The sequence below is a fragment of the Methanosaeta sp. UBA458 genome, from assembly GCF_002496085.1.
Lineage (GTDB): Archaea > Halobacteriota > Methanosarcinia > Methanotrichales > Methanotrichaceae > Methanothrix > Methanothrix soehngenii.
Map to the genome: position 1 here is coordinate 1 of NZ_DAIK01000037.1, position 13,982 is coordinate 13,982.

Annotated in this window: 15 protein-coding genes; 10 read left to right on the top strand and 5 right to left on the bottom strand. The window is 52.9% G+C overall.

Annotated elements, in window-relative coordinates; translation table 11 throughout:
* Positions 1 to 16: 16 nt before the first annotated feature.
* The 4 genes from BP822_RS02145 to BP822_RS02160 all read right to left on the bottom strand — a co-directional run bounded on the left by BP822_RS02145 (position 17) and on the right by BP822_RS02160 (position 3,973).
* Positions 17 to 292, bottom strand: coding sequence for a DNA-directed RNA polymerase subunit L (locus BP822_RS02145; RefSeq protein WP_013720446.1), 276 nt, complete (start codon positions 290 to 292; stop codon positions 17 to 19).
* The gene (locus tag BP822_RS02150) at positions 293 to 853 is read right to left on the bottom strand and encodes an exosome complex RNA-binding protein Csl4 (protein ID WP_013720447.1); all 561 of its coding nucleotides are present in this window, start codon (positions 851 to 853) and stop codon (positions 293 to 295) included. It abuts the gene before it with no gap.
* Between the two features lie 138 nt (positions 854 to 991).
* Entirely contained in the window at positions 992 to 1,588 is a 597-nt protein-coding gene (locus BP822_RS02155; protein ID WP_273270852.1) for an METTL5 family protein, read from the bottom strand.
* Between the two features lie 24 nt (positions 1,589 to 1,612).
* The gene (locus BP822_RS02160) at positions 1,613 to 3,973 is read right to left on the bottom strand and encodes a tetratricopeptide repeat protein (RefSeq protein WP_286877621.1); all 2,361 of its coding nucleotides are present in this window, start codon (positions 3,971 to 3,973) and stop codon (positions 1,613 to 1,615) included.
* A 285-nt stretch (positions 3,974 to 4,258) separates the two neighbouring features.
* Here BP822_RS02160 and prf1 point away from each other — a divergent pair, with 285 nt between their 5' ends.
* The 9 genes from prf1 (at position 4,259) to BP822_RS02205 (ending at position 12,418) form a co-directional block, all read left to right on the top strand.
* Complete coding sequence (prf1, locus tag BP822_RS02165) at positions 4,259 to 5,500, top strand: peptide chain release factor aRF-1 (protein WP_013720450.1); 1,242 nt, start codon at positions 4,259 to 4,261, stop codon at positions 5,498 to 5,500.
* Positions 5,501 to 5,505: 5 nt separating this feature from the next.
* Positions 5,506 to 6,006: an RNA-binding domain-containing protein gene (locus BP822_RS02170; protein ID WP_013720451.1), complete on the top strand. Its 501-nt coding sequence runs from the start codon at positions 5,506 to 5,508 to the stop codon at positions 6,004 to 6,006.
* On the top strand, positions 5,999 to 6,775 hold the full coding sequence (locus BP822_RS02175; protein ID WP_013720452.1) for a sugar phosphate isomerase/epimerase family protein: 777 nt from the start codon (positions 5,999 to 6,001) through the stop codon (positions 6,773 to 6,775). Before BP822_RS02170 ends, BP822_RS02175 begins: the two co-directional genes overlap by 8 nt.
* A 30-nt stretch (positions 6,776 to 6,805) precedes the next feature.
* Positions 6,806 to 7,432 (top strand): translin family protein, encoded by a 627-nt coding sequence (locus tag BP822_RS02180; RefSeq protein ID WP_013720453.1) that lies wholly within the window; start codon positions 6,806 to 6,808, stop codon positions 7,430 to 7,432.
* A gap of 41 nt (positions 7,433 to 7,473) precedes the next feature.
* Complete coding sequence (gene sepS / locus BP822_RS02185; RefSeq protein WP_286877622.1) at positions 7,474 to 9,084, top strand: O-phosphoserine--tRNA ligase; 1,611 nt, start codon at positions 7,474 to 7,476, stop codon at positions 9,082 to 9,084.
* Positions 9,085 to 9,136: 52 nt separating this feature from the next.
* On the top strand, positions 9,137 to 9,835 hold the full coding sequence (gene rpiA, locus BP822_RS02190) for a ribose-5-phosphate isomerase RpiA (RefSeq protein ID WP_013720455.1): 699 nt from the start codon (positions 9,137 to 9,139) through the stop codon (positions 9,833 to 9,835).
* A 767-nt stretch (positions 9,836 to 10,602) separates the two neighbouring features.
* Positions 10,603 to 10,938, top strand: a complete 336-nt coding sequence (locus BP822_RS02195) for a cupin domain-containing protein (protein ID WP_286877623.1) — start codon at positions 10,603 to 10,605, stop codon at positions 10,936 to 10,938.
* A gap of 24 nt (positions 10,939 to 10,962) precedes the next feature.
* Positions 10,963 to 11,706 carry an MBL fold metallo-hydrolase gene (locus BP822_RS02200; protein ID WP_276620401.1) on the top strand — a complete coding sequence of 248 codons (744 nt, stop codon included), beginning with the start codon at positions 10,963 to 10,965 and terminating at the stop codon, positions 11,704 to 11,706.
* A gap of 16 nt (positions 11,707 to 11,722) precedes the next feature.
* Positions 11,723 to 12,418 (top strand): phosphoglycolate phosphatase, encoded by a 696-nt coding sequence (locus BP822_RS02205; protein WP_286877624.1) that lies wholly within the window; start codon positions 11,723 to 11,725, stop codon positions 12,416 to 12,418.
* Here the strand turns inward: BP822_RS02205 and BP822_RS02210 are convergent.
* Positions 12,415 to 13,089 carry a YkgJ family cysteine cluster protein gene (locus BP822_RS02210; protein WP_286877626.1) on the bottom strand — a complete coding sequence of 225 codons (675 nt, stop codon included), beginning with the start codon at positions 13,087 to 13,089 and terminating at the stop codon, positions 12,415 to 12,417. The genes BP822_RS02205 and BP822_RS02210 overlap by 4 nt on opposite strands.
* Before the next feature lie 142 nt (positions 13,090 to 13,231).
* Between BP822_RS02210 and BP822_RS02215 the strand changes: the two genes are divergently transcribed.
* Positions 13,232 to 13,696, top strand: a complete 465-nt coding sequence (locus BP822_RS02215) for a hypothetical protein (protein WP_013720460.1) — start codon at positions 13,232 to 13,234, stop codon at positions 13,694 to 13,696.
* Positions 13,697 to 13,982: the final 286 nt, after the last annotated feature.

Here is a 13,982-nt window from a genome sequence, read left to right on the forward strand (position 1 = left end):
TTAGGGCGGGGAGCAGTCACTTTACCGCTTCTGCGTACTTGCTGGAAAACTCATCGCACTGATCTATTATTCTGGACGTGGCCTCTTTCAGAGCAATAATGGGATCGGCCCCATTGGTTACGAGGCGGAAGACGGGGTTGTCCATTACCGGAAACTTTGTGTCATATGTTGCCATGAGGACTCTCTTGTCCTTCAACAGCTCCGTTCGGAGCAAGTTGAGAATGGTATGACCCTCTCCCACGAACTCAATGACTGCCTCATTCTCGGTCTTGGATATTATCTTCAGGTTCATCTACACTACCCCCAGCCCATAGGCGGAGCTCATCTTTCGCGTCTCGTTGTTGCCGCAATTGGGGCAGATGAGCTTTCCCTCCTTTCGCATCAAGCCGGTAAGACAGCGGTTGCAGTAAGCCTTTATCACTCCCAGATCCTCGTCTCCAGTCGAGAGCCTCATCTGCCGCTCATCGACGATCTTTGCCTTGAGGATGTCGCGCATGGAAAAGAGCGAGCGCAGATCCTTGACATAAGAGTTCTTCACATTGGATATGTGAATGGTGGCCTCCTCATCTGAGATTGGCCGGTCCTCGTAGCCTTTCTTGAAGGCCAGGGATACTATCACCAGGCTGTCTTTGAGATCGATTACCTCGCCCACTACTATATCGCCGTGGTTAAGCTTGACTGGGGCGTTGGTCTTGGGTATGACACTGGCAGACCTGGTCTTGGGATCGACCTTAACCAGGCCGGCAGTGGTGGCAAATATCATTCCTTCCCTGGCATAGGTGTAGTCTCCAGGAACGAACTCCTCCAAAGATCCCACCGTATCGCCGGGAAGCACAAAGCTATCTTCCATCATTTATTCCTCTGTAAATTCAATATACGGCTCGAGAATCGCCGCATCATTTCCGTCTCTTTTTTCATCGCTATGGCTCAATTAGAAATTACTAGTATCTAAAGCCTGGTATAAAGGCTTGGTCTCAAAAGCTTGGCTCCTCTAGGAATGCTGGCAGGTTATTCTGTATAGCTCAACCTCAATGACCTTGATGTCCTTGCTGTGAAACTCGAAGCATCTCTTCAAAGGAAATGGGATGCAATAGACCTCCTGCACCACATTGGGAAATATATATTTTTTAATGAAATCATGGCTTCCCCGGTTGTGCAGAGTATAAATATTCCGAGCGATCCTCTGAGCAGTGGAGAGGAAAGCGCGATCTCCCTCGCTGGCCTTCTGAGCTCCAAAGGGGGGATTCATGATCACTGTATCTATGCCTTCAAGCTCCAGCTTTCTCACGTCCGCCCGGATGAAGTCTACATCCACGCCCAGATTTTCTGCATTTTTTCTCGCCGTGGCCAGGGCATCTTTATCGATCTCCACTCCTACCGCCCTTGCACCCATGAGCGCCGCGCCGATGGCAAGAACGCCCGTCCCACATCCCAGGTCGCATACCGTACCCAGATCATTGCGCAGAGCAGCTAAGAAGAGAATCTCCGCCGCCACTGAGGCGGGCGTTGCATACTGCTCTCTAATAAATGAGGGCTCGGAAAAGCCCTCCAGTCGTTCCAGGGTCATCTCAAGCTGCTTCTTTTTCATCTCGATAGAGGATTCCCGCTCAGCCTATATCAAATATAGCACCGCCTCAACCGCCAAGAGAATGATCACCAGCACGCTCATGGCCTTGATCAGCATTACCGCCTTTTCCTGGCTGAATAGACCGCTGCCATAGCTGGAGGTTGATTCCTTAAACTCCGGTACTGCCTCGCGAAAGTCTGGACCAGAATCCTCAAGCCCTCTCTCCGGCCACTCCCCCCCCTGCATTCCGCCAAGATCATGGCGGTTTAGCTCTTCTATCAGCCCAGTATCTATGACCCCCTCGATCTTTTCGATATCATCCTCTGGCTTCTCCAGGTGGTCAAAGCCCTTGGATCCATAAAATTGTGCCTGCCTCCAGGAATTAAAGCCAATTGGATTTTCTTTCTTGCAGGGAGTACTAGCCATGACAGGAACAAGCCAGCTGTCTTCTGGATGCATTATCTCTGAGACATATAGCTCAGAGGGCTCCACGGTGCCGTCAGTCAAAATCATGTTCCTGGCCCGCGCCCCATCCTCTGAGATCTCCAGATCCGGCAGCCCATCGAAATCCTCTTCCAGATCGGACTCGATCAGTTCATCCATCCCATCGATGATATCTGGCTGTATCCTCTTCTCACTGGAAATCAGATTCAGCGATTCATCCCAGGTGAGAACCTCCCGGGTATCATCTATCAGCTCCAGCAGGCTGTTGGCCATGGCCCCAGCGATTAGCAGTAACGCATCTTTCTCCGGACCGAAGCCCAACTCATTGCGGCGCGGCCCCTCCTCGCTGGCAGTGTCATCCCCTACCATCTGCCCTTCCAGTATCGCTGCTGCCTCGATCAATCTGCGGGCATCTCTCTCTTTTGGATCCTTTTCCAGAGATGAAAGGTGCTTTCCAGAGTGGCGCAGGTCCCCCGCAGCTGCGTGGAGCTTAGCTATCGGATCTTCAGTCTTTCTCTCAGCAGTCATGCTTGCCTTGAGGTTCTCCAGAGCGGAGACGAAGCTGGTGTCGACAATCGTGGCATTGCATTCCCTGGCACCTGCCAGCAGATGCTCGATTGAGCTGCTGACTGCCTTTGCCAATCGCCAGGGCTCGTCTCCCAGCAGGCCTATCGACCTTGCCTCTCTCATCCCGGATACGGCCTTCGCCAGACCTCTGATTCCGGCCTTTTTAGTCTCAGCTGCATTCTCTGCAGCCATATCCAGCGATGACAGAGCCTTCTGTGCAATTTCCACTGCCTCCTGGTCAGAGGTGTATCCGGATATCCTGGCAAGATAGGACCGACATTTAGCAATCTCTGACTTTGTTTTTATATCCGCCTGCATCTTGGGAAGAGAGGAAGCTAGCTCTAGGAAGCGATCTGATGCCCGGCCGAAATTCTTGGATGCCTCTTGCCTTTGCAGGCGGCCTGAGCCCAGACCCAGGTCCTCATTATCCTCTGCCTCTTCCAAAGAGCCCTTTGCCAGGGTGCTGTAAGCCGCGGCCAGTGAGGACAGAGCATTCTGATAACCAGGTTGGGCATTGCGGCTTATGAGATGGATGGCCTTTTCCAAAGATTCGCGAGCAGAAGATGCATCTCCCTTCTCTAGCTGCATCCGTCCCATATTAGAGAGGACGATCCCCTTGCTTTGGGTCTGGCCATACTCTTCGAACAGGTCGAGGCTCTGGCTGAAGTAGCTCTTAGCGCTATCCCAGTCGTATCTGTCGCTGGCAATCCGTCCCATCCTATCCATAATCCAGGCAGCGCTCTTCTTGTCGCCGAGCCTCTGGAAATCCTCGAGGCTTTTCTCAAAGTATCGAGTTGCCAGATCCCTCTCTCCCATGTCCGCATAGATCCTTCCAAGGCTCCCAGTCATCTGGGCAATGCCGAGATCATCACCCTGTTCCTCAAAGGTCTTCAGACTGCGGTAGCAGTACTCTATGGCCCGATCCCAATCCCGGTTCTGACGGTAGGCAGATCCCAGGTTTCCCAGGACATGGGCAAGGCCTAGGAGATCCTCTGATTTTTCAAAGCAACAAGCGGATTTTTTGTAGTAGAAGGCTGCTCGGGCCAAATCTCCCTGGCGGGCATAGGCTTGACCGAGATTGTTTTGAAGAACCGGCCTCAAAACCGGATCGCTGCAGAGAGATAAGGCCCGGTTATAAGCGCTTATGGCAAGGGAATATAATCCGGTGCTGCGACAGATATCGCCCAGCCGCTTGATCTCGTAGATATCCTCAAGGCAGCCGGAAAGCTGGCGACAGATATCCTCATCGATCTCGCCATTCTTGGCGCTTTCCAGCAGCTTGGCGGTCAGCTCCGGGCAACTCCCCTCGATAGCCTTGCTGCTGATCTTTTGCAGGCCATCCCCTCCCTTGGAAAACGATTCATAGATCTCCTGGAGAACGACTAATTGATCCATGGATTATAAGATAACTTATATCTTTATATAGTTTTTGAATAGATCAAATTTTGCCATTTCTATTGACTGATTTTAAGACTACTGATTAATTGGAAAAATTTGATAAATTGAGTAATTATTTCAGCCAAATCTGACTAGTATTATTAAGATAGTAATAATTGGTGCCTCCCTTTGAAAATCCAGAATCGAAAAAAATTTTCCTCCAAATCAAGGATTATCATCCGAAATCCTTTTGAAGAAGCCTTTTATACCTTGATCCAGGAGCAATTTTGGAGATCGGCTAGAATGGAGTTTACAGCGCAGGAAAGGTATGAATTTAAGCGTCTTCTTGACGGCCTCCGGAGCAAGAAGGGCAGGGGCACAGAGCTCATTTCCCTGTATATCCCTCCTGATAAGCAGATATCTGATGTTACCAGTCAGTTGCGGGAGGAATACGGGCAAGCATCCAATATAAAGTCGAGAGTGACAAGGCTTAGCGTCCAGGGCTCCCTCGAGTCAGCCATGTCCAGGCTCAAGCTCATACCAAAACCTCCGGAGAATGGCGTCGTCCTATTTATCGGTAGCGTGGACATAGGGGCCAATCGCACAGAGCTCTTCAGCGCAGCTTTAGAGCCGCCTGATCCCATAGTAACCTACAGATATCACTGCGACTCCTCCTTTTATCTCGAGCCTTTGGAGGAGATGCTGGCAGACAAGAGGACCTTTGGTCTCATCGTCCTGGACAGGCGCGAGGCTGCAATTGGCCTATTGAAAGGGAAATATATCGAGTCCCTCAAGACCCTGACATCTACCGTTCCAGGCAAGCAGAGAAAGGGCGGCCAGTCCAGCCACAGGTTCCAGCAGCTTCGTCTGATTGCCATTCACGATTTCTATAAAAGAATAGGTGAGTCGGCCAATGACGCATTTCTGCCCATTGATCCCAAGGACCTTGAAGGAATCCTGATCGGTGGGCCTTCTCCCACCAAAGAGGAGTTTGTGGAAGGAGGCTTTCTGCACCATGAGCTGCAGCGAAAGGTCCTGGCGGCGTTGGATGTCTCCTACACCGATGAGTCAGGTCTGTATGAGCTGGTGGATACTGCTCAAGAGCAGCTCGCGGACCTGGAGGTCACCCAGGATAAAGAGATAATGCGCCGGTTCATGAAGGAGCTGGTATCAGATAAAGGCCTGGCGGCATACGGGGAAAAGGAGGTCCGCCACAACCTGGAGCTTGGGGCGGTTGATGTTCTTCTCCTATCCGAGGACCTCAGAAAGACCAGGGCCAAGATCGTTTGCACCAATCGCAGTTGCGACTATACCGACAGCCAGACCAGGAGTGGCTCATCTGAGCCGGTAGGAACCTGCTTGAAATGCTCCAGCCCGCTGACCATTGAGGAAGAGGTGGATATAGTGTCCGACCTGTCCAAGCTGGCAGAGCTGAGCGGGGCAGAGGTCAAGATCATCTCTACTGAATTTGAGGAAGGAGCACAGCTCTTCCGGGCCTTTGGCGGCATAGCTGCTATCCTCAGATACAAGACCAGCCACATCTAGGGGCGATGAGAACGATCGAGGTCACAGTCTATTCAGCCGTTCAGCTTACGGAAAGGGTTGATAGGGTAGTCTTGGCGATTGAGAACATCTTTCCCGGTCTGATAATGGACATTCGCACCGATCGTATCGACGCTTATGATGGCCCTCAATCCTTGAGAAGATTGCATCGCCTCCTGAGAAGCCAGGAGATTCTGGATGCTGCCAGGTCTGTTTTAGAGCGAGGCCGAAGCTGCAATATAATCCATTTTCAGCTCAGCAAGCAGGCAGCCTATATGGGAATGGTGAGCTTTCCCCCTCAAGAGGAGTCCCTGGGTTCATTGCATATCCAGATTCAGGCCACAGATCCAGAGAGGGTCATCGACTGGCTGGCACCTGTCACGGAGAATGGAGTGGCAGTCGAGGAGATCGATTTATTCGAAGGCACATCGGATAGTGCATCAAATAGCAGCGCAATAGATAGCCCGTTAGATGGCGCATCAAATGGTGCGATGGAGGAGGATGTTTAGCTTTTCGTCCAGCAAGCTGGTGGACCGGCCCTTTGACTGGGCCTACCAGCTGGAGGATCTGGGATATAGCGGCTGGGAGATAGTCAACGAAGGAAGACAGAGGTTGACTGAGGGAAATCTCCCCGAGGCCAGGAAGATCGTAGAGACGACAGGACTGGTCATAACCATTCACCTGCCCTACTCGGACCTGAATTTAGCCTCAGTCAACCAGCCCATATGGGAGGAGACGGTGCGACAGATGAAGACCTGCCTGGACCTGGCAAGCGATTTTGCCCGCCTGGCGGTGGTTCATCCCGGCCACTTCTCTCCCCTGGGAATGCATATGCCAGACGCTGCCTGGCTGCAGAACATAAAGGGAATCCAGGAGATCTGCGATCATGCCTCGAATCTGGACATGAGAGTGGCAGTCGAGAATATGGTGAACATGCCTGCAATCCTGGGGAGGCGCCCGGAGGAGATCGAAGGCATAATTGAGACTGTGGACCGGGATAACCTCGGATTCATCTTCGATGTGGGACATGCCAATACCAATGGAAATGTAGAGGATTTTTTGAGGCTTAAGGATATGATGATCCACATCCATGCCCATGACAACCATGGGGAGAGAGACGAGCATCTGCCGGTGGGAAATGGCACTGTACCCTGGAAGAAGGTGCTGGCTGCTCTGAACGGCTACAGTGGCCGGATAGTAACCGAATCGCGCTCTTTGGAAGAGGGCCAAAGATCGGTCAAGAGGCTCAAAAGGCTGCTGGATGATACCCGGAAATGATATCTTCTTTAGGAATAAGAGACTGGGATTATGTCCGGACCGTCCACATTTGAGAACATCTCTGAGGGATTGCTCAGAAGCTTCGATGACAAAGACCGGGCTCGCGAGGAGGCTCTGTCCCTCTCCCGGAGGGTGATACGCCTGTGCTCTTCATCAATCAGATCGATGCACAGAAACGAATTTCCCGCGGCAAAGAGGCTGGTCGATGAGGCAGCAGAAGAGCTGGAGAAGATCCGGGAGCTTTTAGGGAACCATCAGGATGTACGCTATGCAGGCTTTGTGGACGGAGCAGAGCAGGAGTACGCCGAGGCCATCTCCGTCTACTCCATCATCACCAGAAATGAGATCCTCACCCCGGCTGAGGTGGGTGTGGAATTGGCGAACTATCTGGCGGGTTTGGGCGACGTGTGCGGTGAGCTTCGCCGTCATATTCTGGACCTCATTCGCTCCGGCAGGGCAAAAGATGGCGAATACTTCCTGGAGGTCATGGAAGAGATCTATTATCTGCTGATGCTATTCGACTATCCGGATGCTATAACCAGAGGTCTGCGGAGGAAGAGCGATCTTGCCAGGTCCATGCTGGAAAGGACCCGAGGGGACCTCACCAATGCCCTGGAGATATCCAGAATGGAATCATTATTTCTTAAAACAAAATAAACTCAAAAAGCCTTAAATCAATAGATCATGGAGTTTAAGTCATGAAGTTCGATCCCAATCAGATCCGGGAGGCGGCCCGGAAGGATTTCGATAAGACCTGGCAGGAAGGAAGAGAGTACCTTGGCCGGCCATCCTTGAATGAGAGATATCCGCGAAATAGCTATTCCTTCGGCTCAGTTCATCCTATCTTCGATACCGTTCAGAAGCTACGAGAGGCCTATATTCGCCTCGGCTTCAATGAGGCCATGAATCCGGTGATGGTCGAGGCCCAGGATGTCTACCGCCAGTTCGGCTCCGAGGCTCTTGCCGTTCTGGACAGGTGCTTTTATCTCGCCGGCCTTCCCCGGCCGGACATCGGCATATCGGACGAGAGGATCGCCCAGATAAACGCCCTCCTGGGTCGGGAGCTCTCGGCAGAGGAGGTGGAGGCGCTCCGTCAGATCCTCCATTCCTACAAAAAGGGGAAGGTTGAGGGCGACGACCTGGTGGGAGAGATCGCTCATGCCCTTTCTGCTCACGATGCTCTGATAGGCACTGTCCTGGAGAAGGTGTTTCCGGAGTTCAAAGGACTGAAAGCAGAGGCCACCAGTCGCACCTTGAGAAGCCATATGACAAGTGGCTGGTTTCTGTCCCTCTCCAACCTCCATTACCGCCAGAGGCTGCCCATCAGACTCTTCTCTGTGGACCGATGCTTCCGCCGGGAGCAGGCGGAGGATGCCGCCCGCCTGATGAGCTACTATTCGGCCAGCTGTGTGATCATGGATGAGGATGTATCCATAGAAGATGGGAAGGCGGTTGCAGACGGCCTCCTCAGCCAGTTCGGTTTCCAGAAGTTCCAGTTCCGACCGGATGACAAGAGGAGCAAGTACTACGTTCCCGGAACTCAGATCGAGGTCTATGCTTATCATCCGGGACTGGTCGGCTCGGCCACCAAGTACAGCAGCGGCTGGGTTGAGGTGGCTACATTCGGCATCTACTCGCCCACTGCCCTGTCCCAATATGATATCCCCTATCCGGTCATGAACCTGGGGCTGGGAGTGGAGCGGATCGCCATGATTCTGCATAACTCTCAGGATGTGAGAGCTCTCTCCTACCCCCAGTTCCAGGCCAATTGGGAGCTCACTGCCCGGGAGATGGCCCAGATGATCGCTGTTGAAATGACCCCCAGCACGCCAGAGGGGCAGGCGATAGCCGAATCTGTGATCGGGGTGTGCCTTGAGCATGGTGATGCCGCCTCTCCCTGCGAGTTTCCTGCCTGGGAGGGAGAGCTCTTCGGAAGGCATATTCAGGTCTGGGTGGTCGAGCCGGAGGAGAACACCAAGCTCTGCGGCCCGGCTGCCCTCAATGAGATCGTGGTCCATAAGCAGAACGTCATGGGCATCCCCCGCACCTCCCGCTGGGAGGAGGCGTTCAATGAGGGAGTGAGCACAGGCATTCGATTCATCGATTCCTTTGCTGCTCTTTCTGCCTATGAGATCGAGGCGGCGGCAATGAAAGGCAATGAGTCTGAGACCAGAGCGAGGATTGTGAGAAGCCCGGCGGATATAAACATCAAGATTCACCCAGCTCTCGAGAGGTACATCACCAGCTACAAGCACAAGATCGACCTGAGGGGACCGGTCTTCACCACGGTGAAGAGCAAGCTCTTCTGAACGAATGGATTGCGGGAATTTTGAGAGGAAATAAAGGGGAATTGAGAGGAGCATGAAGGACGCATCATCCAATTCCGCTGCCAAGAAGGCGGCAGGTGAGGCAGCGGCAGAGCTGGTCAGGAACGGTATGGTGGTTGGCCTGGGCACGGGCTCCACTGTGGCCTGGACGATAAAGAGGCTGGGAGAGAGGGTCAGAGAGGAGGATCTGGACTTTTGTGGCGTTCCCACCTCTTTTCAGGCCGAACAGCTGGCCATAGAATCAAATATAAGGCTCACCAGCTTAAACCAGCATCCAGTTCTTGATCTGGCCATCGACGGGGCAGACCAGGTGGACATAAACCTGATGGTGATCAAGGGCGGCGGAGCGGCGCATACCCGGGAGAAGGTGGTATCCTGCTCGGCCAAGTGGTTCGTGATCGTTGCCGATCAGTCCAAGTTTGTAGAAAGACTAACCTGGCCGGTGCCTGTGGAGGTGATTCCCATCGCCTTTAGGCTAACAGGAAGGAGGCTGGAGGAACTGGGAGGCAAGCCGGTGCTGCGACAGGGATTGAGGAAGGACGGGCCGGTGATCACCGATAACGGGAATTTCGTTATGGACGTGGACTTCGGGACCATCGAGGATCCCAGGTCTCTTGCGGCCAAGATCAGCCTCATTCCTGGAGTGGTGGAGCACGGCATATTCGATAACTTGGATGAGCTTTATCTCGCCCGGGCGGGAGGTATGGAAAGAATTAAAAGAGCTCTTCGCTGAATTATGTGGGTGAGTTCAAGCAGAGCTTTTCTCATAAGAAAGACCTGCGTATCATCAAGCTGAACGGTAATTTCGCTTGCTATCGCAGCAGCAACCGACTTCTTGTGAATATCCAGTCCACCACCTTTATCTAACTCTTTAGCCATAACTGATGCTGTCCTGATATGGGCAGATGACACAATCCCTCGTGGGACAAATTTTCCATTCGCGTTCAAGACGCATGCTTGTCTACGAGAGGTAAACATGGTTAGTTTGTGGGTTGGAATCAGAGTTCCAATGAGGCAGCAGCCTTCACTGCCCATATCAAGCATAACAGGGATACCAGGCTTATCACAGTTTTCATCCTGCTTGTATGATCCCTGTCCTGAGGATCATTCGAGTTTGTGGAAAGCCGCTATGCTCTGACCCAACCTCAGAGGCACAGAGGAATAAAAGGCAATATTCTCTGCCTGAACTCACTCAGATAATTCAGCGAAGAGCTGGAATAGATCTGCAATACGAAGAGACTAATTTTATAGCATTACTGATTGTGTCATAGCAATAGATCCTCAACCTCCCCAGCCATCAGACCGGCTGATATTGCCCGCCCTGGAATTGACAGCCGACCGGCAGCCAGAATTCGTTGCCTGTCGCAGCGGAACCGGTCTGAAGGGGAGAATGCTGAGTAGAATGAGGCAAGCCTTTTGACCCTGGACAGAGAACAATGAAAAACGGTGGGAAAAGGTTTTGTTCGACGGTCTTGGAGAGCATAAAGAGGTGCGACTAAAATGACGGAAACTGAAAACGAGAAGGCTACGCCCAGAGTCGAGAGGCTGGAGGACCTGGTGGCATACCAGGACGGCTCCGTGGTCAGCCGGGAGATAATCCACAAGAGCACGGGAACGGCTACCATCTTCGCCTTCGACATCGGCCAGGGGCTGAGCGAGCATACTGCCCCCTTTGACGCCCTGGTGAACATCGTCGATGGTGAGGTTGAGATCACAATATCGGGAAAAGCCTATAGACTGGCAAAAGGAGACTGCATAATCCTGCCTGCGGGCGAGCCCCATGCCCTCAAGGCAATCAGCAGATTCAAGATGCTGTTGGTGATGATCAGATCCTGAGAAGCAATATCATAAGGTAATGCAATGAGCCTCAAAGTTACTCTCCTTGGCACCGGCGTTGGCATCCCCCAGCCCGGCCGCTCTCAGGCAGCGATATTGATAGAGAATGATCTGCCTCTGCTCCTCGATTGCGGTGCGGGCACCCTCATGCGCCTGGATCAAGTGGGAGCAGGCCCAGAAGCGATTGACACCGTAGTGCTCAGCCATCTTCACCTGGACCATGTCCACGATCTTCTCGCCCTGGCCAATGGGCGCTACCTCTCTGGCCTTCAGGGATTATCGATCTTCGGTCCCGCGGGCACGAGAGAATGGTTCGAGAGCCTCCAGGCCGCCTATCCAAACCTGGAGAGGATGGAGTCTCGTGTGCAGGAGCTCAAGGCCATGGACTCGTTCTCCATAAAGGGCTTTGACATCTTTGCTGAGGAGGCGCTCCACAGCGTTACTGCTCTCGCCTATCGCCTGGAGGCGGAGGAGAGGGTGATCGTCTATTCCGGTGACACCGAGCCCTCGGCCCGGGTGGCAGCTTTAGCCGATGGCTCAGATCTGCTCATTCACGAGTGCTCATTCCCCGAGCCCTTCGATGTCACCAACCATACCACTCCATTGAAGCTGGGAAATATGCTCAGCAATTATGATCTGAAAAGGGTGGTCCTCACCCATCTATATCCCCAGGCAGAGGGGCATGAGGACGAGATGGCCCAGCAGGTGATAGAGCTCTCCGGAGCGCCCACCATTGTGGGATGGGATATGATGATCATGGAGATCTGATGGAAATGGAGAGCCAATGATAAAAGCAATAGCAGTCGATATCGACGGCACACTGACCGATATGAACCGGGTGCTATGTCCGGAATCCCTGCTGGCGATAAAAAGGCTGTTTGTGCCCGTGATTTTGAGCACAGGAAACACCCATTGCTTCTCCAGAACGGTCTCCGTTATCCTGGGCACCCCACGCATATTCATCGCTGAGAACGGAGGAGTTCTGTCCTACTCCGAGGATGAGCTGGAGATCCTGGCAGATCAGCAGGTCTGCGAGGATGCTTTTTTGAGGCTGTCGGAGGAGTTCATCCTGAAAAAGTACGACTCCTCCCGGCACAAGTACCGCTTCACCGATGTCATCCTGGAGAGGAACTTCGACCTGGGAGCGCTGGCCAGGCGAGCGGATGAGCTCGGCCTGCCGGTGGATATCGTGGACACTGCCTTTGCGGTGCACATCAAGGATCGAAGGGTGAACAAAGGAACAGGCCTGACCAGAATCGCCCAGCATTTGAATCTGGACCCGATGGATTTTGCTGCCATTGGAGACAGCATGAGCGACCGGCCCATGTTCGAGGTGGCGGGCTTTCGGGCCTCCGTGGGCAATGGCCGCCCGGGGCTGAAGGAGATCTCCGACTATGTGGCCAAGAAGGATTTTGGCGAGGGATTCGCCGAGATTGTAGATTATATGATAGAAGAGGAAATGCTCTCAGACAGCCTTTAGCCATCCTTTTTTGGCGGAGCCTTTCCGGACTCCTCCATCCTGGCTAAGAGCCTTGCCCAGTTGTTCTCGCAGATGATCCACCACTCCAGTGTCTCCTTGGCAAAGAGGCGGGCGGCGGGGCAGAAGGCGTCCACCGCCAGATTGTAAGGCAGCTGGGCCAGAGGGGGATGAAGAGGATACTTGCGGCAGGTTAGGGGTCTGATCTCATAGATCTTGCAGCCTCTTTTGGCATGATCATAAAACGGGCAGGGCTGCTTGAGAATCCAGCCGTCCAGAGCTCTGTCAAATCTGGAAAGCCTCTCTGCCTTCCTCTTCCCGATCTTCGCCGCGATCCGGTCGAAATCCTCCTTTTCGAGCAGCAGCCCCGCCCCTGGGGTAAAGCAGCACAGGCCACACTGCTGGCAACGAAACCGCTCCCAGAAAAGCTCGACCCCCTGGTTTGAGCCCTCCCCACCATCTCTGGCCGGCAGGGGGAGGGAGATGTCAAAGGGCACCTTCTCTCCCCGATCTATCTGGCGGAACTGCTCTGCCTTTTTCAACACCGACCAGTGGGCGCGATTCCGCAGCAGTTCTTTATGGCGTTCCTGTCTCTTATCCTCAATGCATGAGCTGCGACAGAGCTGGTGGCAGAGCCTGCGAACCTGGTCTATCCGATCGCTGGGTTTTTTCATCTCTTATCTTCCAGTTCCTCTCTGCTTTTTCTGCTATTAATACCGTCCTGGATACTTTCGCCCCGCGCGGCTTGTCTTTATCTTTCTCCAGATGGATGGCGTTACCATCCTGTGATTGATAATCCAGATTTTGGTGATATAGATGTCCAAGAATCCAGAGATTGCCCGGCTTGCATCCGGCCTTGCCGCCTATCAGGATGCCATTCGATCTGCCAATGAGGATCTGATCAAGCTCTCCCAGAGGTTTGGGAGGATGATGCCCCGGCTGCAGAAGCTCGATTCCTCCTCCATCCTCCTGTGGCTGGGCTTGTACAACAAGATCAAGGATGCGGCAAAGAGGACGGAAGATGAGGCCTCAGATCTGCTGAATAGCGATCTCGCCACTGCCAACCCCGTTCTGCAGCTGCAGGTCAATTATTACCAGGCCCAAAGCCAGAGGCTCTATGCCAAGATGGAGATTATGGATGATGTTCTGAACGGCATGATGGAGGACCTTCTGGAGAATGGAGAGTTCGAGCAGACACAGAAAGAAGAGATGAGAGTCGCATTGGAGGGGACCATGAAAAAGAGTCTCAACCGCTCAGATGCAGCTTCGGTATCGGCCTGATATGATTCAGGCCAGTGCTATATTTGGCGCTTCGCTGAATTATGTGGGTGAGTTCAGGCAGAGAATATGGCCTTTGTTCCTCTGTGCCTCTGTGCCTCTGTGGTTGGGTCAAAGAATAGTGGCTTTCCACAGAGGCGAAAAGATACAGAGAATTTCCGCTTCAAGTCCACCCATGCCAAATAGCGAGGAGCCCTATATTTAATGAGTACGCTATAATTTATTGTGGAACTAATAAGAAAGCACATCAATTTAAATTAATAATATGGGCACTATCTAGAAATCAAGT

Bases quoted from the DNA above. Each gene is read 5' to 3' on its own strand.
- BP822_RS02145 (WP_013720446.1), bottom strand. From the start codon at position 292: ATGAACCTGAAGATAATATCCAAGACCGAGAATGAGGCAGTCATTGAG.
- BP822_RS02150 (WP_013720447.1), bottom strand. From the start codon at position 853: ATGATGGAAGATAGCTTTGTGCTTCCCGGCGATACGGTGGGATCTTTG.
- BP822_RS02155 (WP_273270852.1), bottom strand. From the start codon at position 1,588: ATGAAAAAGAAGCAGCTTGAGATGACCCTGGAACGACTGGAGGGCTTT.
- BP822_RS02160 (WP_286877621.1), bottom strand. From the start codon at position 3,973: ATGGATCAATTAGTCGTTCTCCAGGAGATCTATGAATCGTTTTCCAAG.
- prf1 (WP_013720450.1), top strand. From the start codon at position 4,259: ATGGAGTTTACAGCGCAGGAAAGGTATGAATTTAAGCGTCTTCTTGAC.
- BP822_RS02170 (WP_013720451.1), top strand. From the start codon at position 5,506: ATGAGAACGATCGAGGTCACAGTCTATTCAGCCGTTCAGCTTACGGAA.
- BP822_RS02175 (WP_013720452.1), top strand. From the start codon at position 5,999: ATGTTTAGCTTTTCGTCCAGCAAGCTGGTGGACCGGCCCTTTGACTGG.
- BP822_RS02180 (WP_013720453.1), top strand. From the start codon at position 6,806: ATGTCCGGACCGTCCACATTTGAGAACATCTCTGAGGGATTGCTCAGA.
- sepS (WP_286877622.1), top strand. From the start codon at position 7,474: ATGAAGTTCGATCCCAATCAGATCCGGGAGGCGGCCCGGAAGGATTTC.
- rpiA (WP_013720455.1), top strand. From the start codon at position 9,137: ATGAAGGACGCATCATCCAATTCCGCTGCCAAGAAGGCGGCAGGTGAG.
- BP822_RS02195 (WP_286877623.1), top strand. From the start codon at position 10,603: ATGACGGAAACTGAAAACGAGAAGGCTACGCCCAGAGTCGAGAGGCTG.
- BP822_RS02200 (WP_276620401.1), top strand. From the start codon at position 10,963: ATGAGCCTCAAAGTTACTCTCCTTGGCACCGGCGTTGGCATCCCCCAG.
- BP822_RS02205 (WP_286877624.1), top strand. From the start codon at position 11,723: ATGATAAAAGCAATAGCAGTCGATATCGACGGCACACTGACCGATATG.
- BP822_RS02210 (WP_286877626.1), bottom strand. From the start codon at position 13,089: ATGAAAAAACCCAGCGATCGGATAGACCAGGTTCGCAGGCTCTGCCAC.
- BP822_RS02215 (WP_013720460.1), top strand. From the start codon at position 13,232: ATGTCCAAGAATCCAGAGATTGCCCGGCTTGCATCCGGCCTTGCCGCC.